The sequence below is a fragment of the Novosphingobium sp. ERN07 genome, from assembly GCF_012641335.1.
Classification (GTDB): Bacteria; Pseudomonadota; Alphaproteobacteria; order Sphingomonadales; family Sphingomonadaceae; genus Novosphingobium.
The window spans coordinates 37,827-63,641 of record NZ_JABAID010000011.1 but is presented as its reverse complement, the minus strand read 5'-3'; the positions used below and the strand labels follow the sequence as shown (position 1 = coordinate 63,641).

General features: G+C 62.4%; 22 protein-coding genes. 7 read left to right on the top strand and 15 right to left on the bottom strand.

Features of this window, described 5'->3' with window-relative positions:
* Window positions 1–101 precede the first annotated feature (101 nt).
* From HGI47_RS14695 to HGI47_RS14670, 6 genes are all read right to left on the bottom strand, one after another.
* Window positions 102–779, bottom strand: coding sequence for a hypothetical protein (locus tag HGI47_RS14695; protein ID WP_168853524.1), 678 nt, complete (start codon window positions 777–779; stop codon window positions 102–104).
* A 23-nt stretch (window positions 780–802) separates the two neighbouring features.
* Window positions 803–1,804: a GSU2403 family nucleotidyltransferase fold protein gene (locus HGI47_RS14690; protein WP_168853523.1), complete on the bottom strand. Its 1,002-nt coding sequence runs from the start codon at window positions 1,802–1,804 to the stop codon at window positions 803–805.
* A gap of 102 nt (window positions 1,805–1,906) precedes the next feature.
* Window positions 1,907–2,422, bottom strand: coding sequence for a MucR family transcriptional regulator (locus tag HGI47_RS14685; protein WP_168853522.1), 516 nt, complete (start codon window positions 2,420–2,422; stop codon window positions 1,907–1,909).
* Window positions 2,423–2,515: 93 nt separating this feature from the next.
* Window positions 2,516–3,073 carry a hypothetical protein gene (locus HGI47_RS14680; protein ID WP_168853521.1) on the bottom strand — a complete coding sequence of 186 codons (558 nt, stop codon included), beginning with the start codon at window positions 3,071–3,073 and terminating at the stop codon, window positions 2,516–2,518.
* Between the two features lie 503 nt (window positions 3,074–3,576).
* Window positions 3,577–3,912: a single-stranded DNA-binding protein gene (locus HGI47_RS14675; protein ID WP_006949404.1), complete on the bottom strand. Its 336-nt coding sequence runs from the start codon at window positions 3,910–3,912 to the stop codon at window positions 3,577–3,579.
* 479 nt (window positions 3,913–4,391) lie between these two features.
* Window positions 4,392–4,736, bottom strand: a complete 345-nt coding sequence (locus HGI47_RS14670) for a thermonuclease family protein (protein WP_168853520.1) — start codon at window positions 4,734–4,736, stop codon at window positions 4,392–4,394.
* Between the two features lie 316 nt (window positions 4,737–5,052).
* Between HGI47_RS14670 and HGI47_RS14665 the strand changes: the two genes are divergently transcribed.
* Entirely contained in the window at window positions 5,053–5,241 is a 189-nt protein-coding gene (locus HGI47_RS14665) for a hypothetical protein (RefSeq protein ID WP_168853474.1), read from the top strand.
* Between the two features lie 22 nt (window positions 5,242–5,263).
* Here HGI47_RS14665 and HGI47_RS14660 read toward each other — a convergent pair whose 3' ends face one another.
* A complete protein-coding gene (locus HGI47_RS14660; RefSeq protein ID WP_168853519.1) occupies window positions 5,264–5,953 on the bottom strand; it encodes a pentapeptide repeat-containing protein in 690 nt (229 codons plus the stop codon).
* Between the two features lie 223 nt (window positions 5,954–6,176).
* Between HGI47_RS14660 and HGI47_RS14655 the strand changes: the two genes are divergently transcribed.
* On the top strand, window positions 6,177–7,409 hold the full coding sequence (locus HGI47_RS14655) for a DUF1173 domain-containing protein (protein ID WP_168853518.1): 1,233 nt from the start codon (window positions 6,177–6,179) through the stop codon (window positions 7,407–7,409).
* A gap of 6 nt (window positions 7,410–7,415) precedes the next feature.
* Here HGI47_RS14655 and HGI47_RS14650 read toward each other — a convergent pair whose 3' ends face one another.
* The 6 genes from HGI47_RS14650 to HGI47_RS14625 all read right to left on the bottom strand — a co-directional run bounded on the left by HGI47_RS14650 (window position 7,416) and on the right by HGI47_RS14625 (window position 10,517).
* Window positions 7,416–7,919 carry a hypothetical protein gene (locus tag HGI47_RS14650; RefSeq protein WP_168853517.1) on the bottom strand — a complete coding sequence of 168 codons (504 nt, stop codon included), beginning with the start codon at window positions 7,917–7,919 and terminating at the stop codon, window positions 7,416–7,418.
* An 87-nt stretch (window positions 7,920–8,006) separates the two neighbouring features.
* Window positions 8,007–8,519, bottom strand: a complete 513-nt coding sequence (locus tag HGI47_RS14645; RefSeq protein WP_168853516.1) for a hypothetical protein — start codon at window positions 8,517–8,519, stop codon at window positions 8,007–8,009.
* Window positions 8,520–8,564: 45 nt separating this feature from the next.
* Window positions 8,565–9,056, bottom strand: a complete 492-nt coding sequence (locus HGI47_RS14640) for a hypothetical protein (protein WP_168853515.1) — start codon at window positions 9,054–9,056, stop codon at window positions 8,565–8,567.
* A complete protein-coding gene (locus HGI47_RS14635) occupies window positions 9,053–9,394 on the bottom strand; it encodes a hypothetical protein (RefSeq protein ID WP_168853514.1) in 342 nt (113 codons plus the stop codon). The genes HGI47_RS14640 and HGI47_RS14635 overlap by 4 nt, the downstream gene beginning before the upstream one ends.
* The gene (locus HGI47_RS14630; RefSeq protein ID WP_168853513.1) at window positions 9,381–9,845 is read right to left on the bottom strand and encodes a hypothetical protein; all 465 of its coding nucleotides are present in this window, start codon (window positions 9,843–9,845) and stop codon (window positions 9,381–9,383) included. Before HGI47_RS14630 ends, HGI47_RS14635 begins: the two co-directional genes overlap by 14 nt.
* A gap of 51 nt (window positions 9,846–9,896) precedes the next feature.
* Complete coding sequence (locus HGI47_RS14625; RefSeq protein WP_168853512.1) at window positions 9,897–10,517, bottom strand: SOS response-associated peptidase; 621 nt, start codon at window positions 10,515–10,517, stop codon at window positions 9,897–9,899.
* Window positions 10,518–10,587: 70 nt separating this feature from the next.
* On the opposite strand from HGI47_RS14625, the gene HGI47_RS23120 reads away from it, so the two are divergent.
* Window positions 10,588–10,806, top strand: coding sequence for a DUF6771 family protein (locus HGI47_RS23120; RefSeq protein ID WP_370521734.1), 219 nt, complete (start codon window positions 10,588–10,590; stop codon window positions 10,804–10,806).
* A gap of 530 nt (window positions 10,807–11,336) precedes the next feature.
* Here HGI47_RS23120 and HGI47_RS14610 read toward each other — a convergent pair.
* The gene (locus tag HGI47_RS14610; RefSeq protein WP_168853510.1) at window positions 11,337–11,855 is read right to left on the bottom strand and encodes a DUF736 domain-containing protein; all 519 of its coding nucleotides are present in this window, start codon (window positions 11,853–11,855) and stop codon (window positions 11,337–11,339) included.
* A gap of 368 nt (window positions 11,856–12,223) precedes the next feature.
* Between HGI47_RS14610 and HGI47_RS14605 the strand changes: the two genes are divergently transcribed.
* The 4 genes from HGI47_RS14605 to HGI47_RS23115 are packed head-to-tail and all read left to right on the top strand — an operon-like array spanning window position 12,224 to window position 23,716.
* On the top strand, window positions 12,224–15,064 hold the full coding sequence (locus tag HGI47_RS14605; RefSeq protein ID WP_168853509.1) for a hypothetical protein: 2,841 nt from the start codon (window positions 12,224–12,226) through the stop codon (window positions 15,062–15,064).
* Window positions 15,061–16,134, top strand: a complete 1,074-nt coding sequence (locus tag HGI47_RS14600; protein WP_168853508.1) for a hypothetical protein — start codon at window positions 15,061–15,063, stop codon at window positions 16,132–16,134. The genes HGI47_RS14605 and HGI47_RS14600 overlap by 4 nt, the downstream gene beginning before the upstream one ends.
* Window positions 16,135–16,149: 15 nt before the next feature.
* Window positions 16,150–21,702 carry a DEAD/DEAH box helicase gene (locus tag HGI47_RS14595; protein WP_168853507.1) on the top strand — a complete coding sequence of 1,851 codons (5,553 nt, stop codon included), beginning with the start codon at window positions 16,150–16,152 and terminating at the stop codon, window positions 21,700–21,702.
* Between the two features lie 37 nt (window positions 21,703–21,739).
* On the top strand, window positions 21,740–23,716 hold the full coding sequence (locus HGI47_RS23115) for an AAA family ATPase (RefSeq protein ID WP_168853506.1): 1,977 nt from the start codon (window positions 21,740–21,742) through the stop codon (window positions 23,714–23,716).
* A gap of 11 nt (window positions 23,717–23,727) precedes the next feature.
* Here HGI47_RS23115 and HGI47_RS14585 read toward each other — a convergent pair whose 3' ends face one another.
* Window positions 23,728–25,743: a Druantia anti-phage system protein DruA gene (locus HGI47_RS14585; RefSeq protein WP_168853505.1), complete on the bottom strand. Its 2,016-nt coding sequence runs from the start codon at window positions 25,741–25,743 to the stop codon at window positions 23,728–23,730.
* Window positions 25,744–25,815 lie beyond the last annotated feature (72 nt).

Below are 25,815 nucleotides of genomic sequence, written 5' to 3'. Positions count from 1 at the left end.
GGGCGTTCGGGGTTAACCGCAAAACTCATCCCCTAGATGCGCTGGGCAAATCCCTGAGCGGTGACGGCACAATTGACGGGTGTGGTCCGACGGTGTCGCGGTCAGCGAAGTGGTCTGGTGTGCGCGGTGGGCCGGTGCATCCATCCGGCGGCGCCATCCTGGTCGGGAAGAAGTTGATATCCCGCCTTCTCGTAGTAACCGACAAGTCCGGTTGCAGCGGCGGTAAAGCCGCGTGCGTGCTGTCCGATTCGCTCGTAGCCGAGAGGAAAGGCCCTAAGGATCGAAAGAAGGGGGTTGGGGCTGAAGGCCTCGAGGAACGGGGCGAGAGCGGAGCGCATGAGACCACGCCGTTCGTACTCGGGGTTGACGACGATGCGGTCGAGGATGAGCATGTCGCGACGTCGCGGGAAGTCCTCGAAATTCCAATTCCGGGTTATGATACGTGCCACGTCGAGGAGATACTCGGAATCACCGTCGCAGACGTCGTGAAAGACATCTTGGTCGTCACCGTCGCTGCGCAAGACAGAAGCGAACATTGCGCCGCATGTCTGTCCGTTGACGACGATTTCGGCGGCGCTCGTCCGCATCGTGACGCTGGCGAAATCGGGTTCAAGGAGTAAGCTGCGAGATTTCGTGTAGCGAATGGTGAGTTGGTCGGTTCCGGCAGGAGCCACGATTTCGTGGACGAGTCGGCGGAAATTTTGTTGCTCAAGCCTGTTGAGGGCATCAGCAAACAGAGCTGCTTGGCTTGGCGGTGTCTCGCCCGAATTGGTGGTCATTCGCCGTTATCTTTCATGGCTTCCTACCAGCTACTGCTTGCGGCTGTGGGGCGTTGGGCGCTCCACTCGGCGTAGAAAGGCTGAAGCTCGGCGGGCAAGTCCGCTGCGAAAGCAGCATCCAGAGGGTAATGCGGCATATGAAGGGCGATCGTATCGAGGAGGGCCAGCCCCTGCTTGCGATCCTTGGGCCGCTTGAGCGGGTTGCGCTTGGCCTGCGCCGCCATCCAGAGTTTGTGGAGAGCAAACCAGCGCGGATCAGGGGCGACGATGCGCGCGGGCGAACCGTCGCGGCAGCCGACGACTTGATCGACCGGGCGTCCGAGCAGGAGCCATTCCTGTTCAGGCAGCGGCACCGGGCGCGGACGATCCGCGGTGCCGAGCGTGTCGACACGCGATGGAGCGACCAGCAGCTCGACTTCATAGGCTTTGGCGTTGCGCGCCTGGAAATCTCGTTCGCTATTGATGGTGAATGTGGGATCGACCGCTTTCAGCATGTCCCAGATCGCCTTGCCGGTAAGGTCGGGCTCGCCCGCGACCCAGGCAAGGTCGAAATCTTCGGTTTCGTCGGGCAGGACAACGAAACCGTTGGCCTCGATCATGTAGGCGGCAATGGCATTGGTGCCGACGACGTAAAGGTGAGAGCCAAGCAGCTGGCGCCGGTCGCATTCGCGCAGGATCGGGCCGGCATCGCTCGAGAGCAGCGGCAGCCGCAGCGCACGATAGAGCGCAGCACTTTCGTCGAGCAAGGCCCTGAGGCCCTCGAGCTGCTGCTTCAGCTCCGCCTTGCGGGCATGATAGACGGTGAACTCGGCTTCGCGCTCGGCATTCCATGGGCCGAGGCTCTTGCCGTTGCCGCCGCGGTCATGGATCCGGTAGAGATACTCGTGCGCCCCGACGGTCTTGCGGCGCAGATCGTAAGGCATCGCGGCACGTTCGCGCTCAAGGTCGATCCACGCCCCGTACCGCATGCGCAGGTTGACCAGCAGGCGTGACTGTTCGTCACTGAAGGAGCGGAAGCCGAACATGTCGGCGTTATCCCACAAATATCCAAATTTGTCAAAACGTGGGATAAATTGATAAGTTTAATTATGTTAAATGAAATCAAGGACTTGGCGGAAATCAGCGGTTCAGCTGGCGTCTGCCGAGCCGAAGGCAACGCCGAGCTTCTTGCGTTTTGCCGGGGTCGCGGCGGCCTTGGGCTGCGCCTTGGGTGCAGCTTCCGGCGTTGCATTGGCCTCAGCCTTCGGGCTCTGGCCGGGCTTGCGGCCAAGGCCGATCCTGACCGCCAGCTCCTTGCGCTTGGCGGCATAGTCGGGCGCGACCATCGGGTAGTCAGCGGGCAGACTCCAGCGCGTACGGTACTCGGCGGGCGTCAGCCCGTGCTCAGTGCCGAGATGGCGCTTGAGCATCTTCATCTTCTCGCCGCATTCAAGGCAGGTAACCGCGTCGGGCTTGACCGAGGCGCGCACCGAGACGGCAGGCTTCAGCTCTGCCACCGCCGGTTCCGGCGCCTGTCCAAGCGCGGCAAGCGAAGCGTAGACCGCCTGGATCAGGCCCGGCAGGTCCGCGGCCGCGACCGCATTGTTGCTGACATGGGCAGACACGATATCGGCGACATGATCCAGCAGTGCTTCGTTTTCCATGCGGGCGAGACCCTTTCCAATCCACAGTCGGGGGTTTCCTAGGCGATTGGTTGCCGCCGCGCCATAGGAGCGTCGCCGCAGCGCGCCAGGGCCTTAGGCCGCGAAGAGTTCGCCCTGGGGATCGGCAGCGCGCGAGCCCTGACGCCGCAGCGGCGCGGGTTTGCGCAGCAGCGCAAGGACGCCCGGCTTGACCACGTAGACCGCATGGCGGCCGCCGCCGCGGTTCTTGTGGTTGGTGGCGTAGCCCGCATAGTGCCGGCTCATCAGCCCGGCGCGGACCAGATCGGAAATCGCGCGGCTGACGTTGGCGCGGCCGACGGCCTGGACCTGTTCCTCGACCGCTGCGTCGATGCGCGCCGCATCGCGAACAGCGTCACCGGTCAGTTCGTCCTTCAGCGCTGCTGCCACGCGCGCGCGCAGAGCAGCGCGGCGTGCGGGCTGTTCGCTCATCGGCATGAGCTGGGAGCAGAGCCATTCGCGCAGCAGCACCGGCACACCGCCTTGCGCAACGAAGGGCCCAGCTTGCCCTCGCCCGTCGGCAATCTCGGCGACAAGCTGGAGGACGAGGAAGGCGTAGCGCGGCCGGTTCGAGGCTTCGACCAGGACCGCGTAGATCCCACCGACACCAGTGATTTCTTGGGCTCGTTCCATCGAGCAGTATTGAGCACAAAAGGTGAATCCTGTGAATCCCCTTTGTGCCTTGCACTGTCGTTTGTCGCCCGTGACACTTCGCCCGGAGGCGCCATCTGATTTGCGCGGCCACGTGCGCTGCCCTTTCTCCCCGACCGCTTTAGAGATCGTGCAGGCATGATCGATGACCCGCCCTTCCTGTCATGTCACGCGCGCGGCGCAACTTGACACTCCGCCCGAGGGCAAAGTGTCACAGATGCCATGCCCGAAGGGGCACAAGCCGCCGATCCGGCAGGCAAAAAAATGGGGCCAGCGTGAGCCGGCCCCTTGGAAAGTTTTGGGAGAGGATGCCTGAAAGGCCCTGCTGATATGGGTGCAGGGTTCTGATGCTGCAAGTGCGAAATAGACGCCGCGGGTTGCCTTTTTCGCAACCGGTGGTTCGTCCGTCGCAGCGACTGCATGAGTGATGGGGGGCTGGCCTTGGCCAAATGGGAGGCGGCGCTGCCGCCTCCCCGGCTCGGGCGTCAGAGGAAGAGGACTTCCTCGGCGACGATCTCGACCGCGTAGCGTTCGACGCCCTCGCGATCGGTCCACTTCGAGTAGTGGAGGCGGCCCTGCACCTCGACCAGGTCGCCCTTCTTCTTGTGCTTGGCGACTGAAGTCCCGAGGCCGTTGAAGGCGGTGACGCGGTGGAATTCGGCGAGGGTCTCGGTGTAGCCGGCCTCGTTCTTGACCGTTTTGCCATCGACCAGCTTGGGGCGATCGGTGACGAGGGTGAACGAAGTGATCGCGGTCTCGCCGGCGTGGCGGGTTTCAGGAGCGGCGGCGATGCGGCCGATCAGGATGACGAGGTTCTTCATGGGGTATCTCCGTGGCTTGAACTCGGCGGAACCGCCCGCCGATGAACACCACAGGCAGGGCCAAAGGCTCGGGCCCGCACCGAACGCATGTGAGGGAAACCCAAAAGCGAGGAGTGGTGCGGTAAGCCTGAAGGGCTTCACGGTCCGCTGCTTTTGGGTTGCGGCCAGGGACTGGCCCTGCAGGGTTCATCGGCAAACGAAGGGCGGTTTCGTCAGGTCAGGCCCAGCGGATCCCCGCCAAGGTCAGACCCGTCAGCCTCGGCCATTTTGCCAGGACCTGCTCTCAACCGTCAGCGCCCGCGGCAGAGGGCATTGCCTTCCTCGGCCCCCGCACCATGCTGGTCAGTGACGCGTGGGGTCACACGAAGCCGCGACCAGCCCCTCCCCGTCCAGCGCCATGCGCCTCGGCAAGGGTCTTGGTCAGATGCGCAAGCTGGCGCCCGCAGGCGAGCCAGGCTCGCCCCTCTCGATAAGGACGCTCAGCGCCACGGCCTCGCGAGGCCTTGCGCGACCAGATAGTCGCCGGCGTCCACGCCGTTCACCGAGACCGTGGCAAGCGTCCGCCCGTAGGGGTCGGTGCCAAGTCGCGTGATCATGACCCGCCCACGCGACAGCAGCCGCGCAAGGGTAACCCGCGATGCTTCGCCCGCGGCAAAGTCGCACCATGCGTAGGACCGCCGCCGGTCCTTGCACTTTGGGCTGTCAGGCAATTCGGGTGCATCGATATTGGCGATGCGGACCCGCTCGCGGCCGCAGCGGATCGTGTCGCCGTCGTGGACGGAAGGTGCGAGACAGAGGACGGCGGCAGCAAGAACGATCGGCATGGGGCGGAGTCTAGCGCCCTCGCCCGCCGACGCCAACCAGCCTCGCCGTCTTCCCCACTGGCCCCGATCGTCACCCGCAGGGCCGGCATCCATGCCGGCGAGCTTGGGTGGGCGGCGGTGCGAAAGCGCCGACGCTCCGCCCTAGCGAGTAGAGCGGGTCGCCCCGGCGCCCGCGTGGGACGCGGGCGCCGGGGTGCCCCTTCCCTCTTCACTACCTCGCCAGACCCCGCCAAAACCGGTATGCTCGTCCCACCAGCTCAACTTGTCCGGCCCCGCTGCCGCAGGCAGAGCTGCCCAGGGGAAAGGATCCCGGCACATGGCTGATCCACAGCAAATGCCAAGCGCCTTGCAGGTGGCGCGCGCGATGGCGCAGGTCCTGCGCACGAAGCTTGCCGTGTTCGGTGCTGAAGAGATCATGCTCACGCGCGAGGAAGCCGCGCTGTGCCTCGGCCTTGCCGAAGGCGTAAGCGAACAGCTGGACAAGGACCAGCGCGCCGCGGACTGAGGCAAGCGGTCCCGCCCTGCGGCTAGCGGACGTTGAGCCCAAGTTCGCCCAGCAATTGCCCGGCCTGCTCCCGCGAGATCGTCGCCCCGCGAAACAGCCCGGCATCGACCAGGCGCAGCCCGCCGAGGTCGGCGCCGCGCAGGTCAGAGCCCTCGAACCGCGATCCCGCCACCATCGCCTCGCGCAAGGAACAGTCCTCGAACACCGTCATGCGAAAATCGCCCTTGCGCAGATCGGCACCGGACAGATCAACCCGGCGCAGGGTTTCCTTGCGGAACGAGAAGCCGGGCAGCTTGGCCGAGACCAGCAGCACTTCCTCGAAGTGGATGTGCATGGCGCGCGCCTCGGTGAAATCGGCGCCGGTGAGCTTGGAGCCGGTGAACCGGGTCGAGGTCAGGGTGGCCCGGCGCATCGCGCAATTGTTCCAGTCGCCGCCGACGAACTCGGCTTCGCTGAGGTTCGCGCCCGAGAAATTGGCGAACGGTCCCCGGCAGGACTGCCAGACCGTACCTTCAAGCTTTGCCCCCGCAAGATCGCTGCGCCGAAGGTTGCAGCGTTCGAAGCGCCAGCGGGTGAGGTCGAGCCCGGAGAGGTCGGCCTCTTCAAGGTCGCAGTCGACGAGTGTGCGCGGGGCGCTGCCGATCAGGCGCGCGATGTCGCTGCGCGCCAGGGTGGCGCCTGCAATGGGCTGCGAAGCGAATATGTCGTCCATCAGAGGACCGGTAGCGCGGCATATGCCGCCACGCCAGCAAACCGCGGGCGGCCTCCACGGTTGTGCAGCGGCAGGCTCGAAGCGTCCGCTCGGCAGGCTTGCCGCACCCGCAAGGCCAGCATAGACTGGCCCCAGCGCGCCCATCCGGGGCCGCGTCATACAAAGGAGATGCGCGAGAGGTCGAACGGGCAGCGTCGATCGCGAGAAATTGGAGCAGACCCCAATGATCCAGCGATACCGTGTGCTCGGCCGCAGCGTGGCCGAAGGCGATGAACTTCAGCACGTGCTGCGCGAGGCCTACGAGCGCAAAAGCCCGGTCCATTGCGAATGCCGCAAGGGAACCGACCTCCCCCTCTACATCTCGCACCGCCAGAATGGCTACGTGCTCGCGCGTTGGCCGGGCTCGGGCGCGCACCATGCGACCGCCTGCGATCATTACGAGGCGCCCGATTACCTCACCGGCATGGGCCAGGTGCGCGGGAGCGCGGTCATCGACGATGACGCCAGCGGCGAGACCAGCCTGAAGCTCGGCTTCCCGCTGTCGCGCGGGGCCGCCCGGCTCGCCCCCGCGGCGCTCACCAACGACAAGCCAACGGTGAAGTCGTCGGGCCAGAAGCTGTCGATGCGCGGACTGCTGCATGTCCTCTGGGACCGGGCCGAACTGACCCACTGGCATCCGAAGATGGCGGGCAAGCGGACGTGGTTCGTGGTGCGCCGCGCGCTGCTCGAGGCGGCGGCAAGCTGCCGGGCGAAGCAGGAAGCCCTGCCCCACGTGCTGTTCGTGCCCGAGAGCTTCAAGATCGAGGAGAAAGAGCAAATCCGGGCCCGCCGCCGCGCGGCCCTCGCCCGGGTCTATGCCTCGCGGGACGAGATGATGGTGGTCGTGGGCGAGATCAAGGAGATCGTTGCCGCGCACGGCGCGGAAAGAATTGTCCTGCGCCATGTCGGCGACATGCCCTTCGTGATGGACCAGGACATGGCGCGGCGCTTCCACAAGCGGTTCGCGGGCGAACTCGCGCTGTGGCAGGCGCAGGATGGGCCGAACGGCAAAAGCGGCCATCTGGTTCTCGCCGGCTCGTTCGCGCGCCGCCGCGAGGGCACCTTCGACCTCATCGAGGTCGCGCTGATGCCGGTGACGCCCGAGTGGCTGCCCTATGAGACCAGCGACGAGCGCTATCTCGTCGGCAAGGCGGTCGCGGAGAAGCGGCGGTTCGTGAAAGGCCTGCGCGTCAATCTCGACACCGACACGCCGATCGCCAGCCTGGTGCTCAAGGACACCGGCGAGGAAGCCAGCGCCATCCACATCCATGACCGCGACAATGAGGTGGCGGAGCCGCTGGAAGCGCTGCTCGCCGGGCAAGGCGTCGCGCATATGCTGTGGAAGGAAGGCGAGCCGCTCCCGGCCCGCGTCAGCCGGCCGCCGCGGCGAAGCTGGGACGCGCAGCAAGCCGCCTGAGCGGGATCAGTCGTCCGATCGGGGCAGCGGTTTTGTCGGCAGCAGGTCGAGGCGCCGGGGCGCGTCGCCCCCTGCCCGCAAGGCTTCGAGCCGCGTCACTACCTCTTCCTCGTGCTGGGTGATCTCGATCCGATTGAGGCCGACGATGGTCCAGACCGCAAGGTCAGGTCGCTCGGTCACGTGGACCGAGTAAGCGATGGGCAGCTTGTCGGGATAGAGCCAGAGCAACAGCACTGGGAGCGCAGCGAGGTTGGGTTTGCCGCACGTCGCCGCGAGCGTCATCACGCCACCCTCGCTGTCGTACCGGCAGGTGATTCCGAGCGGCTGCGGGTACCCGGCAAGGCCGAGGATCGTCTCGCGTGGGCGAGCACCGAAGACCGCGTCGAGTTCGGCCGGGGGCTCGGCCTCGGCGTCTTCGGCCACCTCGGCGAGGAACAGCTCGACCGCGGCAAAGCGCGCGGCTTCCTCGCGAGTGCAGGCAAGTTCAAGAGTGAGCGTGATCGAGGACATGGCTGGGACTTTCGTGTTGCCGCGCGCCGACGCATCCCGTTGCCAAGGCAAGGGATAGAACGGGCGGAAGACGCGGATTTGATCGGGTCAGAGAACGAGGTGGCGCTCGACGTGGGCGCGTTCGCGCTCGCGCTGGAGATTGAAGACGGGGACGCCGTGACTGGCGGCAATCCGCAACGCCTGGCCGGTCCCGCCCGAGGCCTCACCGTCGGCGGTCCAGCACAGCACGAATTCCGCAGGGCTATTGAGGCTGGGCCCCAAGGCCTGGAACACGTTGCGGGTGTGGAGCGCCTGGACGAACGCCGAGAGCCCGGCAAAGGCCGGATGGTGCGCGGCGGCGATGGCTCGTGCCCTGCCCCAGAGCTCGTCGCCGAGCGTCTCGGGATGAAACGCGCTTGCCGAACCGCGCCAGCCCGCCGCCGGCAGGAAGATCTGCGCATCGCGGCCGGCTCCGCGCTCGAACGCGCTGTCGGCGCCGATCGCGTGGCCCGAGCGCAGGACGTAGCCGCGTTTGGTGAGCGCGAAGGCAGCGCGGGTCATCAGGCTGAGGATCTCGGGCGGCGTCACGCGCGCACCGATCCCGGCATAGAAGCGAGGCATGGGCTTGGACTCCCTTTAGGATCGCCCAGCTCCAGCCCCCTCCCCTTACCCGCTGTCGGCGGCAGCGACCGTGGCAGGACCGTAGGCGGCGAGCAGGTTGCGGTGGAGCTCCGCGTTCGCAGCGGGGAAGAAGCTGCCGTCGGCGTTCGCCCGGGTGATCTGGAGCGCGGCGGCGATAACCTCGCGGAATGGGCGCATGACGGCACGCGAGCCCTCGTAGGTCACGGGCGGCGGAAATCCCGCCGCGATCCAGGTGGCCGGTTCCGCAAGGTCGTCGAGCCAGGCCTGCGCGTCTTCGGGCAAGGGCAGTTCCGCCGAGACCAGCCACAAGGTCCGGTATGTCCCAAAATCATGCGCATTGGCGACCAAGGTAAAGCCGAGCGGCAGGGGCGGCTCGCCGTTGAGGGCAATGATCGCGGCCTTGTAGGCGAGCAGTTCGAGGGTGTTGGCCTCGGCAAAGTCCGCGCATTGCCCAAGCTGCGCGCAGGGCTCATCGGCGGGACCGGCGCCGAGTTCGAGGATCCGGTGCCGACTCATCGCGCGGCCTCCTCGCAGGCGTCGGGATACCAGGCGAGTTCCACCGCGTCCGGATGGGCGGCATCAAAAGCCGCGATGCGCGCATGGGTGATGAGGCCCGCTCGATCCCTCAGCCCGACATAGCCGCCGTAGAAGCGACCGCCGGCAGCAACGAACTGGGCGTGGACGTCGTCACACACCGCCTCGGAGACGAAGAAGCCCGGCACGTCCGCGATGTGCGCCGGCGGCAGGACGCCGAGCATGTCGTCGAAGAAGGCCTCGCTCACCCGCGACAGCGGGAAGCGGGCGAGCACCGCCTCGCGCGAGGCGGCCAGCAGGGCCCCATCAGCTACGGTCATCGCTCGCACCTCCGGTCACCACGAAGGCCGGGATGGTCAGCTCGGCGCGGGCCATCTCGCGTTTGAGATCGCGCAGCCGCGTGAAACTGTTGATCCACGACGGCGGGAAGAGGACGTACTCGTCTTCGCTCGCCGTGTAGTCGCGCATCGGCCCGTGCCCATCGAACAGTATGATCTCGGGGAGATAGGCGCCGGGGCAGCCGCCTGACCAGCGGCGGAACGGCAGGCCGTGCTCGGCGCAGAAGGCGTCGATCTCGGGGATCTGCCCGCCGTTGAGTTCAGTGCCGTAGAGCTCAAGCGGTTCGTCTTCGGGCAGCGCTGCGGGATCGAAGGGTTCGCCGTCCCATTCGGTGCGCAGGTCATAGTCGCCCGCGTGCGCCGCGAAGGTTTCGAGATGTTCGCGCGGCAGTGCGCCGCCGATGGTGATGTGAACGGGGGCTCGGTCGCCCATGGCCGGGTCCTTTCGCTTGGGTCTGATCTGACCGGCGAAGCCCCCCTCCCCTCAGCCTGACGTCGCTGCGGACCTTCCTGCCCCCCAGCGTTCGGCTGTGCGATCGACGGCGAGTTCATCGGGACAGGTCTGGCACAGCGCGAAGGCTTCGGCGGGCGTTCCCGCGAGCCATTGCTCCCAGTTCTCTTGGCGCAAAACGACGGGCATGCGGTCGTGTACTTCGGCCATCTGCGGGCAGCCGGCGACCATGACCATCGAATAGGCCGCGCCCCACTCCTCGGTCGGGCGCCACAGCCCGGCGACCGCGAAGACATCTGCGCCCGCCAGAGAGTACCAAGTCCGGGTCATCTGGCCCTTGATGCCCTCGGCCTCGGCCCAGGCGCTGACCGGGATCAGGCAGCGGCGGCGCTCGAAGCTTGGGTGCCAGAACGATGTGCCGAGCTTGTCCTCGCGCGCATTGTTGACGGGCTTGGGCCTCAGCGGCTGTCCGTTCTTGGCCTTCAGGACAAGCGGGAAACCCCAGGTCATGATCCGCGTCTCGCCCTCGGCGACGACAAGGCCGGGATAGCCGGGGTAGACTTCGGCCGCGAAGTTCGCGCCAGAGGCGCTGCGCGCGCCGAACAGACGGGCGATTTCCGCAGGGGCCTTGGTCATGCGGTACAAGTTGCACATGAGCTGATGCTCGGCGGACCGCCCTCCCCTGTCAATCGGGACGAGCAGCGACGCCAGCCATCTTGCAAATATGTTCCCTCTATGTTCTTTTGACGGTATGGAACGAATCGATACGTCTGCTATCGCTCATGCGATCCTGGACGCCCCGGGCTGGGCGCGGGTCGGGATCACGGCTCCAAGCTCCTGCCTGCGCGAAGATGCCGCGCTCGAACTTGCGCGCGTGATCGCCGATGCGGTCGATGCGCCGGCAAGTTCATCGCCTTCCGAGCAATCCACCCTGCCGCTCTGAAGCGCGCCGGCTCCGCCCGCCGGGCGGGCGAGCAGCGCCTCGATCTGCGGGTCGAGCGGAATTCCGAAACGCCGGGCGATCTCGGCGGCGTGTTCGAAGTCGGCCGCGCTGACGTGGAGCGAGCGGGCGATATCCGCGAGCGTCTCGCCCTCGCGCGGCGCGGAGAGGGCATGGAGATGCCCGTGCGCCTGCGTCACCGCGAACGGCCAGGTCATGGCGACGCCGACCACCTCCTCGGCGAGCACGACCAGCGTGTCTCCGGTGCGGATGGCCTCGTCGCACTGGACCGCGTCGTAGGCATTGCCGGTGCTGGCAAAGGCGTGATGGCGCCGGGTGGTGAAGGCGAAGCGTTCGCTCATCGTCAGCATTTTGGTCCTCCGGATATCCCCATGCAAATGAAGAGGCGGAACGCCGGCCGGGGGGCAGTGCCAGCGTTCCGCCTCAGGCCGCGCGGGGGGGCTCATCCGCGGCCTTTGCACGAGGACGGGGACCCACTTGGGGTCCCCGTCGGTTGGAGTTCGACTTGCCGATCAGGCGTCAACGAGCGGCGGCAGCGCGCCATCGTGTTCGGCGCCGTCCTTGGCATTGGCCCGGCCGCGCTTGGCGGGCGGAGTCGCGGTGCTGTCGCCCAGACCGTCCCCGGCCTGCTCTGCGCCGCGGTCGCCGCCGGCATCGTCGGCCGGGAACATGTCGCTCTCGCCGTATTCGGCGCTACCGAGGCGATTGTCACGGCGGCGCGGACGCTGCCAGGCGATCGCCATGGTGCCATCCTCGCGCGGGAAAGCGGCGATGTAGAGCGGCTGCGCCATCGACGGGTCGTCGATCTTGCCCTGGTAGAAGCTCTCGCCGGTCGAGTTCGAGGAGAGCTCGAAGAGCGCGCCGACGATCACCCAGCGGCGCTGGTCGTTGAGCGCGACGATTTCGTAGCGAGGCGCGCGCGGGTTGCTCGAGGTCACCGGCCGCAGGCCGATGGTGCGGGTGATGGTGAGCGTTTCGACAGAGCCGATCAGTTGGCCGTTGGCGTTCTTGCGGATTTCACCGATGTTCATGGACGTTCTCCTAGGTGGATCGATTGCGACCGAACCCCTTGTTCGATCACTCTCTTCCCACCCCCTTCCCTCCCGGCCGTCAGGCCGAAGCTGCGGGCGCTGCCCGCAGACCTGCTCGGAAAGGTCTCCGCACGCTAAAAGCATGGTTCATGACCTCAATCTCCGGAAAGCTGCGATGAAATTGATTTAATGAAATTTTCGACTCTGCCGTGGACAGTGTCTTCTTCTGGTAGCGCTCGGTTTCGTAGTGTGTAAGCTATTGGTGCGTTGGCCGTTATGATGGGGTGGTCAGTTGCCCTAAAAGGAGATCCGGTGGTCGGTTTCGTTTATCGGGCGCACGCCTCAGCAGTAATTCGCAGGGGCATGCGGTGAGCGCCGAACTTGGACAACTTCAAGATCGCCTTGAACATCATTTCAAAGCCCTTTCAGAAGAAAGAGGCCAACGTAATCTCCCTGTCTATGCGCTTGAGCATGGGCTGACGGTAGAAGAACTAGAGTCGATGACGAATGGCCTTAAGCGAAGGCTTGGCACCGGCGGATACACCCTTTCGACACATTGGCTGCTTTGGATCGTGTTCGCAACCGAACAAGGTTACGACTACGACGGAGATGAATATTGGTATACATTTGGGCGGCGCATGCCCGGATGGGATCATGGTTGGCGCCCCTACATTCGTTCTTGGTTTAGGCGGTTTCAAAGAGATTACGGAGGACTTCGGCCTGTTGGCCCTTGGGCGAGCAATTTCTCAATCATTGCCTGGCCAATAACCCATTCTTTGCTGCCGAAAGACCTGCAATCGCAGCTCGCACGCAGCCTCTATAATTTGCGCTACAATTTGGTGGCTAGACTGAACTTGCCGGTCGCAGAACTTGGACGATACGTAGCTCGAATGAGCTATGGTGGCAGTTCCCGCTATCAGAACTTCCTCCAGCAGGAAGCACTCGTGGGCAGCATAGTCCTGGCCTTGTTGGCACATCGTGCCGAGGTTGGGGTAACTATCATCCCTGCAACTTTGGAACGTATCGTCAGTGACCTGGAGCGGGCGAGGAGCGCACGCCAATGGCTCCATGACACGCGAAAAGCGGTTGAAACCGCGATAATCAGAGGTGCTGCGCGGAACGTCTCTGTGCACGGTGGCCTTCAAAACTCACGTGAACCCGAACATAAACCTTCCATTCGTCCCTCGCTGGTGCTGCGACAAATCCGCACGGACGAATGGTCCCCCACAATCGAAATTCCCAGCTTTGCTGAGGTTGCGGACCTCGCTCCGGAACTTGGTGAATTCCTGCGCACGACACGATGCCAAGTCGCGGGCTCCCCAGGCTGGCGGCCTCCAGGCTGGCTTCTCAACGGCTCGCAGCGTCGAACACTTGAGCTGTGGCCTGCGGCAGGCAAGCCAGTGTTGTCCTTCCAAAAGCCAAATGCGGTGATGGAGCATCTGCTGGCAGGCGAGGGGACCATTCGTTCGGGGCCGACCTGGCTGTTTCGGATTGGCCCAGATGGCCAAGCGATGGAAGTACTGTCCAGGCTGATCAGACCGGGAAAATCCTACGTTCTTGTGGCACGCGGCGACTTGCCCTCGCTTTCGTTGGCTAAGTCTACGTCCATTATTTGTCGAGACGTCATCGCCGTACGGTTTCACGTGCCGGCCACCCTTTCGGATGAGTTGATCTCAGAATTCAAAAAGGCCGATTTGTCGATCGCCGAAACAATCCGAGTCTGGCCGGCCGGTCTGGCGGCGCGAGCTTGGGATGGCGAGGGCGCGACCGAATGGCTTGAAAATGAAAGTCCGGTCTTCGCCATCGAGCACGATCACCCCTTGGATCATTACATCTTGAGCCTGGGCGCCGGGCCGAGCGTACGAATTCCAGCTAAGCCGCCAGGCGAGCCGACATTTGTGAAATTGCAGCCCCTTGCCCCCGGTAATCATGTTCTAGGCATCAGCGTTGCGCGTGACACGAACGACACGGCAAAACGACCGGTGGAAGGCGTGATTTCACTGACGGTCCGTCGCCCCAATCCGTGGGTGAGCGGGACCATCGGGCACACCGGGTTGATCGTCTCTTGCGAGCCGCCGTTCCCCACCCTTGACGAATTTTGGGAGGGTCTCACGCAACTGAGCGTGTTGGGTCCGGCAGGGCGTCAAGTTACGGTGACCATCGAACTGCTTGACGGCACGGGTAGCCGGCTTGGGCGGGAACAAGTTGCCCAGCTTACGCTTCCCTTGGGACCAGATTCCTGGCGAAATGCCTTTACAGCGTTTGCGCGCGTGGAAAAGCAACCCTGGCATTACCTCGGCGCGGGAGCCGGCCGCATCGTCGTCGATGGCGAGGAATTGGGCGTGGTGCACATTGCGCTCAGTCGCGACGTGGCCCCCTTGCGGTGGGTCTGGCAAGATACAAACCGCACAACCCACTTGCGGCTAGTCGATGATCACGATGCCGAAACACCTCTACAGGTGACATTCACCTCTTTCGAAAGACCTGTTCAAGCCATTCCACTCAGTTTGGAGGACGTCGTTACCGGCATCGAACCGCCTTCGCCTGGAGGGTTATTCGTCGCGACGTATGGTGATAAGAACGAAGCTCTCGTTGTGAGTTCACGCAAGATCTCTGGTGGATTGAGCGGTTTGCTTATTGAGCCTGATTTCGGCGAAATGCTTGTAGAACCCAAAGAAGTACTCGCTCTAATCAAAGCGATACGCATCTGGTCGGCAGCACGACTTACTGGGGCGCTGGCGGCAGAACGCCGGCAAAATATCGTTTTGCGACTCGAGGAGCGGTTATACGATGTCATGCTCGGTCCGGATTGGGCACGAGCCGAGAGTAAACTGAAGAACGGCAAGGTTTCTTTCGATATCGCGGTCAAGGGTCTTCTGGACTGCTTTGATAAGCGGCATCGGGCATTTGCCTTCATCCTGGCGCGGGACGCGCATAAACATGCGCATGCGACAGCGGATGCGAGGGCGCGGGAATTCGCTATATTAGCCCAACGGTACAAAGTTGCGCCGGGTGCGATTACCAGACCTGCGATTGACCTGGGCGAAGCCATAGCAGGCAAAATGCCGTTTTCTGATGATGATCTGTTGTCGATCATCAAAAATGTTTGGGATCAGCCTGCGTTGGCTGCGGGCGAGCGCCTCATCCAGTTGTTGGGGCATCGACCAGATCGGTACAGTTCGCCCGACCCCGCCGAAAGGGCGTTATGATCGAGATAGTCACAGCGGATATTGTGAAGAGCGCGGTGCGCGCTGCGCTCGGAGCACCGTCCGGCTCAGTCTTATTGGACGAAGCCTACCTGGCGCTTGCCCTGCGGCGTTTGGCTGGATTTCTGTGCCCCGGATCACCCCGCACCTTGGTGCGGGCTATGGTCAATAGTCACCGCGGTCTGGTCGACGACCTTGTTGGTTTTGCCGAGCGCGTGGAGGAGGTTCTCGATACTCTCGTTGCGATTGGAGACCTGCTCGAGGTCCGCGATGTCGCGCTTGAGGATGATGAGGTAAAGGGGACATGGTTGGTGGCAGCGCCGCCGGCTTTTGTTGCGCGCGAAAGCGGTAGCGCCTTTATCCTTGGCATATCAGCCGACGAACAAACGCCTCTTCCAGATGAAATGCGCGCTCGTGTCATGGCCGACCGAACTCTGCGCGTTATTGAAACGCAGGGAGACGAAGATTTGTCGGCAATCCTCCGCGAGCTTGGTTTGCGCGAGCTCTCTGCCGAAGGTTGGCTCCGCACTCCGCGGAGGTCAGACGCTGCCACATTGCTGGCGGGCTTCGACAGCAGGCTCGCAGCCTGCGCACGTTCGGGCGATGTGCCGGACATTCAGGTATTGGATGGAAGCAAGAATACGAGAAGCTACCGGAGGCGGTGGACGGGACCCGGCAGACTGACCGGGAATTTCGTGGTCCGGCGCCCGCAGACCTATGGTGCCGATTTATGGGGCTATGCAGAGTTGCGTGAAGGCTCTGCGCAAAAATTGCTCGACTTGCCCATGACTGGTGACCGTTGGAGAGGATGCGACGCTGCCTGGCGAATTCAAATGGCGATCGACGCACTCGCCGGGCGCCCGCAGGAATACCGGCTAGTAGAAGCAGAAGCTGGCTCGCGTTTTGATCTCTATTCGCCGATACCGTCCTGGGCAAGGCGGCGGCTCGCGGTCATTGGTCGGGAGGTCGAACCCGAAAATTGCCTTATGAGCTTCCTAGTCGCCACCGCTGAGGTTGAGGCGGAGGAGGCTTTCCTGAAGGATCAACTCTATTTGTCGCGGGCGACCGCATGAGGGGGCGTTACTGAAATGGCGAGAACGATTCAGGAGACCATCGATCGTCTCCATTCCTCGCTGAAGGAGTATATCGAGGCCACCTACCACATCGGTGACCCTGCACTGATTGAGCAACGCCGCACGTTACTCGAGCGAACTGGAGTCACCCATCAGGAGCCATTTCTTGAAACAACCCCACGCTATCAGGTTGGGGCCAAATTTCGGGACATGCCGGGGCTGCCGCCCTCTGCCCGATCAATCTACGAAATGCTGTCGAGTGCTCGCGAGCATCGTCCGCGGCTTCTTTTCGACCCCCCCTACCGCCATCAGGCCGACGCCGTCGATAACGCCCTCGTAGAGGGCCGCAACCTTGTAGTCATGACGGGGACAGGTTCAGGTAAAACGGAATCCTTCCTGCTACCCATCCTCGGCAAATTTGCCCGTGAGGCTGCCGAGCGGCGAGCATCGTTTGCGCAGCCCGCGATGCGAGCGTTGCTGCTCTATCCCATGAACGCCTTGGTGAACGACCAGTTAGGGCGCTTGCGGGCCATTTTCGGTGATCCAGACCTGGTCACGCAATTCGTGAAGTGGGCGGGCCGACCGCCGCGTTTTGCGCGGTACACGAGTAGAACGCCTTACGCCGGCGTCCGAACGGGAAAAAAGGACGGGCGCAAGCTTACCTCCTTCGAGGCGTTCTACGTCGAGATTGAACGCCAGGCCTCGGGTCCCGTGTCTGACGAGCAGAAGGCGGCGGCGCGACTTCGCGATCAATTACAAGAGCGGGGTAAGTGGCCGGCCAAGCCGGACCTCGACAAATGGTTCGGTGCAAAAGGCTCGCGATGGGTTGACCCCAAAACCGGAGATTTCCTTCGAGCTGTAACGCTGGAAGAAGATTCCGAGTTGATCACGCGCCACGAGGTCCAGGCATCGTGCCCGGATCTCATGGTCACGAACTATTCCATGCTCGAGTACATGATGATGCGCCCGATCGAACGGACGATCTTTGATGCTACCCGGGAATGGTTGGCGGCCAACCCGGCAGAAAAGTTCACGGTCGTCCTGGACGAAGCTCACCTTTACCGTGGTGCGGCCGGGGCCGAAGTCGGGCTTCTGCTTCGCCGGTTGCGTGACCGGCTCGAGATATCGACTGACCGCTTCCAGGTGATCTGCGCTACTGCGAGCTTTGATAGCAAAGAATACGCGACCGAGTTTGGCGCACAGCTCTCCGGCGTTCCGGCCGAGAGTTTCGTTGCCGTCACCGGCGATCTTGACCTGCGGTCGCACGCTGCGCCCGGTACAAAGGCAGAAGCCGAAGTGCTGGCGGATGTTGATCTGGAGCTCTTCTATTCGCCGCGAGAGGAGGACCGCGCGGCGTCGGTTGCTGGTTTCCTCAAGCATCGGGGCGTTGCGCCCGCTGCGGGGATCGAACGCGACCTTTTTGAAGCCCTAAAGACCTTCCCCCCCCTTGGCCTCATTGTGAATGAGACAATGGGTTCCGCTCAGCCCGTGGCGGAACTCGGCGAAAGGATCTTCCCCGACACGCCGGAGATCGCGGACAGTGCAGTGACTGCGCTCCTTGCCATCGGCAGCGTGGCGCGCGAGCAACCCGACGCGTCAGGGCCGCTGCCATGCCGTGTGCACAACTTCTATCGAGGGCTTCCCGGTCTCTGGGTATGCATGGACCCGGACTGCAGCGAACTGGCCGAGGAGGATCGCAACGGGATCTGCGGCAGGATGTACGGCCAGCCTCATGAGGTTTGCAGTTGCGGATCGCGGGTGCTTGAATTCTTCACCTGCCGGAGTTGCGGATCGGCTCACGCGCGGGCCTATTCCGATGACCTCGATTCCCCTGATGCACTCTGGTCAGAACCCGGCCGACGCTTGCGCATGCCCGGCATGGAGACGGTCCCGCTTCTCGAGCTTGATCTGTTGCTCGAGACGCCAAAGAAGATGGAATTGGCGGAACTTGCCGAATACGACCTCGATACTGGTCGCCTTTCAACAGGCGAGCGGACGCGCACGGTCTATATCCGCAAGAACAGGCTGGCACCCACGGTCGACGAGGATGACGACGACGAAGGTGGGAAGTCCGACGACAATGCGGATCATCGAGGGCGGTTCGTCCCCTGCGCGGTCTGTAACGAGACGGCCAGCGGACGAACAACAATCCAGGATCACCAGACAAAGGGTGACCAGCCCTTCCAAGCTCTGGTATCTCGGCAGTTGGCGGTGCAGCCGCCAGGAAAGCAGGCTGCCTCTGCCTTCGCGCCATTGCGGGGCCGAAAGGTGCTCGTTTTTTCTGACTCTCGCCAGGTTGCAGCGCGTCTGGCCCCGAACCTGCAGATGTATTCTGTCCGCGATGCGCTCCGCTCACTGATCATCTGGGGGTTCGGTCGACTTTCGAAGTCGACGGTGATCCAGCCATTGCTGAGTTTGGATGAGCTCTATCTTTCGGTGCTTCTGGCGTCGAAGGTTCTGGGCGTGCGCCTGCGACCTGAATTGAAATCCGGCGAAAATTTCTCCACCGCTGAGCACGCAGTCGAAATGGCAGCTCAACAGAATGCGGAAACCGATGACGCAAGACTTGCAATGCTATGGATGGAGACCAGAACCGAGGTTCCGCCTGCTGCGTTGCTCGACGATATCGTAAAGACCGTCCAAGACCGATACCTTGGGCTCGAGGCGCTTGCGCTGGCTTCGATCCGCGAACGTGCCAACAAAACCAAGGATCTGCACGCTCTACCAAACATCCCCGGCGTCGCCGAGAGTGACGATGACAAAGTCGCCCTGGCTCGCACGTGGCTGCGTTGCTGGAGGCCCGTTGGTTTTTGGCTGAATGCTATGCCTAGCACTTGGTACAAGCGGCCGCGGGGACGAGGGACCAGCGTAAACTCGCGCAAAGGCACCTTCAAGGCGATGGACACCGTGCTGAAGGATCCTGCCGCCCGCAAGGCTTTCAAGGTCTGGACCAAGGCGTTGCTAGAAATATTCACCCAGGATCAGGGTGGCGGTGCCCGACGCCTTATGGGGCAGTACCTTTCGCTGGAACTGGAGGGCGCTTGGCGACGGTGCACCGACTGTAAGTCGGTTCACCGGCCGGTACGCACTATTCCGCATTGCCTCGACTGCGGAAGCACGGCGGTAGTCGAACTGAATCCCATGGAGGACAGCGTTTTTGTCGCGCGGAAGGGCTATTACCGCAGCCCGGTGCTTGGCACCCTGGGTACACCGAGGGAAGTGCCAATGGCACTAATCGCAGCAGAGCACACCGCTCAATTAAACGCGCCGCAAAGTGATGATGTCTTCTCAAAGGCCGAGGAAAACGAACTCCTGTTCCAGGATGTCGAACTCGACTGGGGCGTTTCCGCCGGTCAGAATACGGCGATTGACGTGCTGTCGAGCACGACCACGATGGAAGTCGGTATCGACATCGGTGCCTTGTCGGGTGTGGCGCTACGCAACATGCCCCCGGGGCGCGCGAACTATCAGCAGCGCGCTGGCCGTGCCGGCCGTCGCGGTAATGCCGTTGCTACGGTCGTCGCATTCGGCAGTGCCGACAGCCACGATGAGCACTATTTTAGTGAACCGAAGGAAATGATCTCGGGAAAGGTTATCGATCCCAGACTGACGCTAGATAACCCTGACATCGTGAAGCGGCACATCCGCGCCTTTCTGCTGCAGGCCTACCACCAAGTACGGCTACCTGCCTTCGATCCCAACTCAAGCCCGGACCTTTTTTCGGTTCTCGGGTCGGTTGAGGATTTCAAGTCGACCGGAGCGGTTCTGAACGCTGGGGACTTCAAGGCATGGCTTGAGGCGAACGAGGGCGAACTTCGCGAGCGTGTGGCATCCTGGATCCCGGAGGAACTGGCAGGCGAGTTGCGAGAGGCTGTGCTCGACGAGATGGTCGAAGACTGCGCTTCGGAAGTCGATAAGGCAATCGCCAACGATGCAGTCGAAGGTGAACGGCTCGAGAAGGCCGATGACGACCCTGATGATGACGGCTGCGAAGTTCAAGACGAAGTGGGAGAGGAGGCCCCTCCAGAGAAAGCTCTGACGGGTACTCTGCTCGATCGGCTGCTCTACAAGGGTGTGTTGCCACGATATGCCTTCCCGACCGACGTTGCGACCTTCAACGTGTTTGACAAGGAGCGATCAACCGAATTCCGCCCCATTATGAAGTTTGCGCCCTCACAGGGCCTACCGGTCGCATTGTCGCAGTATGCGCCAGGGAAGCAGGTCTGGATTTCGGGCAAATGCTACACGTCAGCTGCGATCTACTCGCCGATGTCGGAGGACAGGTTTGCCGCTTGGCAGAACCGCCGACTATATCGGGAATGCAGCGAGTGTGGCTTTGCCGAAACGGTGAAAATCGATGTCGGCCTTGACCACAACCACGTCGCGGACTGCCATGCTTGTGAATCGCCCGGCACGTTCGGGCCTGCACGCTATTGGCTTCGGCCACCCGGGTTTGCTCACCCGATTGGACTGGAGGAGGTTACCTCTCCCGACGATATGCCAGAAACCAGCTATGCGACGCGGGCCAAGCTAGAAATGCCAACTCCCGCGCCGGAGGAGAAATGGATTCAGGTGAATGATCGACTCCGGGTGATGCCCATCAGGCAACACCTCCTTGTTTCCAACACTGGCCCCAAGCAGGAAGGCTATAACTATTGCACGCTTTGCGGGTTGATTGAGTCCTCAGCGGAAGGGACGGCATCTATCTTCAATCCGCATCTGAAGCCCTTTCCGCATAAGGATCCGACCTGTCCGGGAAACCGCACGTCGCGGCACATCGTGCTCGGGACCGATTTCATTACTGACATCGCGCTGTTTTCCATCCGGGTTGACGCGCCTTTGAAGCTCAAGCCCGGCTATTTCCCGACCGACGTCGCGCTCAGAACGGTAAGCGAAGCACTTGCAAAGGCGGCTTGCGCTATTCTTGAAGTCGAACCTGGAGAACTGATGGCGGAGTATCGTCCAGCACTGACCCAAGCCGGAAAGGTGGGGCTGGAAGCGGAGATATTCCTCTACGATACCCTTCCTGGTGGTGCGGGCTTTTCCCGTCAATTGGCCGACCGCGGAGCGGAATTGTTCCAGCGGGCTCTGACGATCATGAAAACCTGCCGCGAGAATTGCGATTCCTCGTGCTATCGGTGCCTGCGGAGCTTCAAAAACAAGTTCGAGCATGGCCTGTTGGACCGGCATGTCGGTGCGGAGCTCGTCGAATTTCTCCTGACGGACTCCATGCAGCCTTTCTCCGCCGATCGCGTCGAGGCTTCGACAAAAGTCTTGATGCTTGACCTCGAACGGAACTCCGAGGGCGGCGTCACCTACGAGCGTGGCGCTATCTTGAGCGTGCCCGGGATGGGCGACGTTGTGGTTCCAATCCTCGCCACGCGTTCGGATGGATCCCAGGCGGTCATTGCACTGGCGGGGCCGTTGACAGACGAGCACCCATCTGACCCCCGTATTGCGGAAATGCGAGAAAAGTGGGACGGCGAGGTCATACCGATCAATGAGTTGCTTGTGCGCGGAAACCTTCCAACGGCCACGCGGATCGTTGAGGAACGCGTGCTGATATGAAGATCGCCGATGGTGTGAAGGCGCACGGGGGCGGCGCGTGATCGAGATTACCGGTGTTGCGGAGGGCGACGAGTATGCTGCCGCCAAGCGCCTTGAAAGACGCATAATTGATCTTTGGCCAGACCTGGCGCGAAGCCGGACCGACACGGTCCGGATTTTCGTTGGTTTGAAGATGCATGGGCAGAAGCTCGAAGACCTCGATCTGGTTGTGATCGCCTCATTTGAGACGGCGCGTGACTTCGATCCGGAGTGGAAGTTCTTCGCCCGAGAGGGCGAGGCGTTTACGCCGAAGGCGGCACGGGTGCGCAACTTTGCGCTGGTCGTTGAGGTGAAGTCTCACGATGCAACAGGCGTGCGGTTCGAAAACACGGCGGGCTTTGTGCGGTACGTGCGGAATGGGGTCGAGTCCTGGGAATGCGTCACCGAGAAGAACCGAACGCAGATGTTCGAGTTCAAGAAATGGCTCGATCGTTTTGGCTTGGACCATGTCCATGTTCAAAACCTCGTTCTATTCACTGGCCTGAAGGAGCGCGACCTGCCGTCGCGGCCGCACGTTTGCATCGCAAGCGATACAAGCTTCGAGCGATTGCTAAATGTCCTTGGCCAGGTAGCGGGACCGCGCGAACCCGATAGAAGGGTGACGCTGTCATACGGAAGCGAAGATGCTTTTGGTCGACTGCTCGCGGAGAACTCGCCGCTCTTCGCAACTCTAGAACCTACACCGCTAGATCGCCGGCGCATGGACCTTATCGCAAAGTCAGCCTTACCTGACGTTTGGCTTGATGATCTCGGTGAGCGCCAGGTGCTGCTGAAGGGGCGAGGCGGCGTCGGGAAGACGGTGATCTTGTTGCAGATGGCTTACCGAGCATTCGACCAATCGGGTCAACGATCGCTCGTCCTGACGTTCAACAAGGCGCTCGTGGCGGACATGCGGCGCACCATGTCTTTGCTCGGCGTCCCACGCAGCGTTGAGGCGGGCGGCGTGGCGATCGAGACTGTCCATGGGTTCATTGGCCGGTTGATGCTCAAGCTCGGCGTTATCGATTGCTATGACGGGTTCCTCGATGACTACGATGCGCACAAGGAATCTTTGCTCAACTACCTGCGAAGCGGAGCGGTCACTTCCGACGATCTTGGCGCGATAATGCGCACTGACGCGACCGAGTTCGACTGGGACCTAGTATTCGTCGATGAAGGGCAGGATTGGCCGGGAGACGAAATTGCCATTCTGAAGGCCGTATATGGTCCGACGCGCCTCGTCGTATCTGACGGCATCGACCAATATGTTCGGGATTCGGTGGCCGACTGGACGCTGGATCTATCGAAAGTGGAGTCCCGAACCCGCCGCTTGAAGAAGTGCCTGCGCATGAAGGCAAACGTGGCCTCGTTCGCGGCCGACGTTGCGATGCGTCTCGGACTTGAGGATTGGGACCTTGAGCCTAATACCGACGCAGGCGGTGGAAGGGTGATCATCTACGATGGCGATCTTGCGGCACAGCCTGATCGCCTCGCCGAACTAGTTGTGGAAGCCCGCAAGCTGGGTAACTTCCCTGTAGACATGCTGGCCTGTGTGCCGCCCGGCGCGATCGTTAAGAGAACCTCCGGACCCAGGAGCGAGCCGGCTGATGCTTATGTCGGGATAGGCGGCAAGGTATGGGACGGTACGGCTCGAGATGTCCGGGAGGCCTATCCCACCGACCGTGAAGAACTCCGTTTCGTCCAATACGATTCGTGTCGGGGCCTAGAGGGGTGGTCAGTGATAAACTACAGCCTCGATCAATTGTGGGACTACAAATTTCGCCAATGGGAAGTGGAAGGTCACGATTACGATCCGTTGATCGAGACCCGCGAGGAAGCGGCCGCCCGCCACGCGGCGCGATGGATCATGATCCCGCTTACCCGAGCGATTGACACCTTGGTGATCAGCATCGGGCCAGCTTCCGGCCCTTTACGCAGCGTCCTTCGACGTGTCGCCGACCGGCATCCCGACTTCGTAGACTGGATCGAACTTTAGCTTCTGCGGCGCTAGTCAGTCGGCTCCGCCAAAAGGTCGTCCTCGCGCACTTGGAGGGCGCGCTGGACGGTCGCCGGTCCCAGCGAGCTTAGTGCCGCAAGGGTCTCTGGCCGCCGGGTGCGGCTATTGAGCCAGCGGCTTCTCCAGGCCGCGGCAATTGAGGAGGCCGACGCAGCGTGAAATTCGTCGCCTTCCATGCCCATAAGCGAGTTTCGAGAATTCGAGCCGAGTTCGCATGCGTAAAAGAGGCGGGGGGTATTGTGGTGTAGGATGGAGTCGCTTTCGACGCCAAGCGCCTCGAGACCTTCCCTGATTTGACGGAGGCGAGGACTTGTTCCCTCACCGAAGCGATTGTTGATCCGGCGCGAGGTGTGCACGCTCTGCGCCATCTGACGCAAGGCATGCGCAGTGTCCGCGCCGAGATGCAGCGTGCCAAAGCCTCCGGTCTTGCTCTTGCCAATCGAGTCCCACCGCAGGTCGTGGTCGAGGCCTGCATGGTCGGTGGCCCGCAAGACGAGCCTGTTGTATTGGCTCGACCCGACGCCGTAGAGGCTCGTAGTGGTAAGGACCCGCAGATCGGCCGGCTTAGAAACCGCACGGCCCGCCATTTGCGACGCGATAACGCTCACCTGACCGCCATATCGCTCGGCGTAATGATCACGCACTTCCTTGGACGCGAGAAGGAGTGCCACGAGTTTGCCACCAAGAAGCTCATTGTACGGAGCAACGGCACCACAGATGCTCACGTCGACCACGCGGCTCGATAGCCCAGCTTTTCGAAACTCGGTCAGAACAATGTCGATCGCCCGTTGCCCACTCTTCGCTTCGAGCAATTGTGACAGTGCCGTCTCGGGCTTGGTGAGAAGTTCGGCGGCCCGAAACGTCTGTTTGGCCGAGAGGAGTTGGGCGAGAAGTTCGGCACGCTTGCGGACGAACAGAAGATCTTCTGACGCTGCGCGCCAGTCCGTTGCAGGATCGTCGGCTTTTACGGCGCCGCGCATTGGCGGTACCCGGCCGTCGCTTTGTCTGCTGGCTGCGTAGTGAGCGCGCAGTTCAAGCTCTCTTGCATACGCTGCCCCAGACGCCTTTTGTTCAAGTCGCAGCACCGTGTTTTCGACGGGGTTCTCAATCTCATCAGGAGTGACGAGGTCATCCCAACGAACGTAGGAAATGGATGCGTCCAGTCTCTCGGTCATCGCATGTGCAAGGCTGTGTGCATCCCAGGTGCCGGAATGGAGCTTTTCCTCCATCGCGCCGCGAAGCCATCCAATCCATGTGTCGCGGGCGCTGAGCCGCATTACCGGGCTCGCGAGCATGGCGATGCCCATCACCGGCCGGTTGGGACGTGCGGCGTTTCGCACGAGGACAAGTAGCTGTCGTCCGGGGATCGGACGGTATTCGTGTGCCCAAGTGTGTCGGAAATAGCGCCAGATGTCGTTCAGCGGCAGGCCAGTATTAGCGCATCGACGGCCAGCATGGCAGATCTCGATTACCGGGTCGACAACGCCAGCGAGTGCTGCATCTCGTTCCTGCTCGGGGATTGAGGCAATCCGCTCCAATGCTGTGGCCAGTTCGTCGCCGCAGTCTATCAGGTCAAGCACAGAACTCCGCCCCTCGGGCCGGAGTGTTCTACGTTCCATCCTTTGTATAAAGGTACGAACTGAAGGCTCTTCGAGTTGACGGCGGCGGGACGCCTGCAGGGCAGTTCGGATACGCACTTTGACGTCTTCGACGGTCTGGTCTCCGTCTCGGTCAATGCTTGGGGGTTCGCACAATAAGGCCCCCTTTTTGAGGGATACTTGCCAACCTTGATCGAAGAGGTCCGCGAACAAGAGGCAGATTGCCCTGAGCTTAGTGCCCTCTCCGTCGTCGATATAATTTCTCGCGAGGTTGCGCAGACTATCTGCAAACTGCAGCGGCGCTGGCCCGATGAAATCGAGCAGGCCATGCAGTTCTTCACGCTCGCTCGGATTGAGATAAGGCTCGAATCGGCGTGCTTGGCGGGGCTTTTTGTCACTCTTGCTCATTGACACCCCCTTCCGATCATAGCCCCACTAAAGCAATGCCAATTCCTGGTGGCCGACGCTAGCTAGTATACC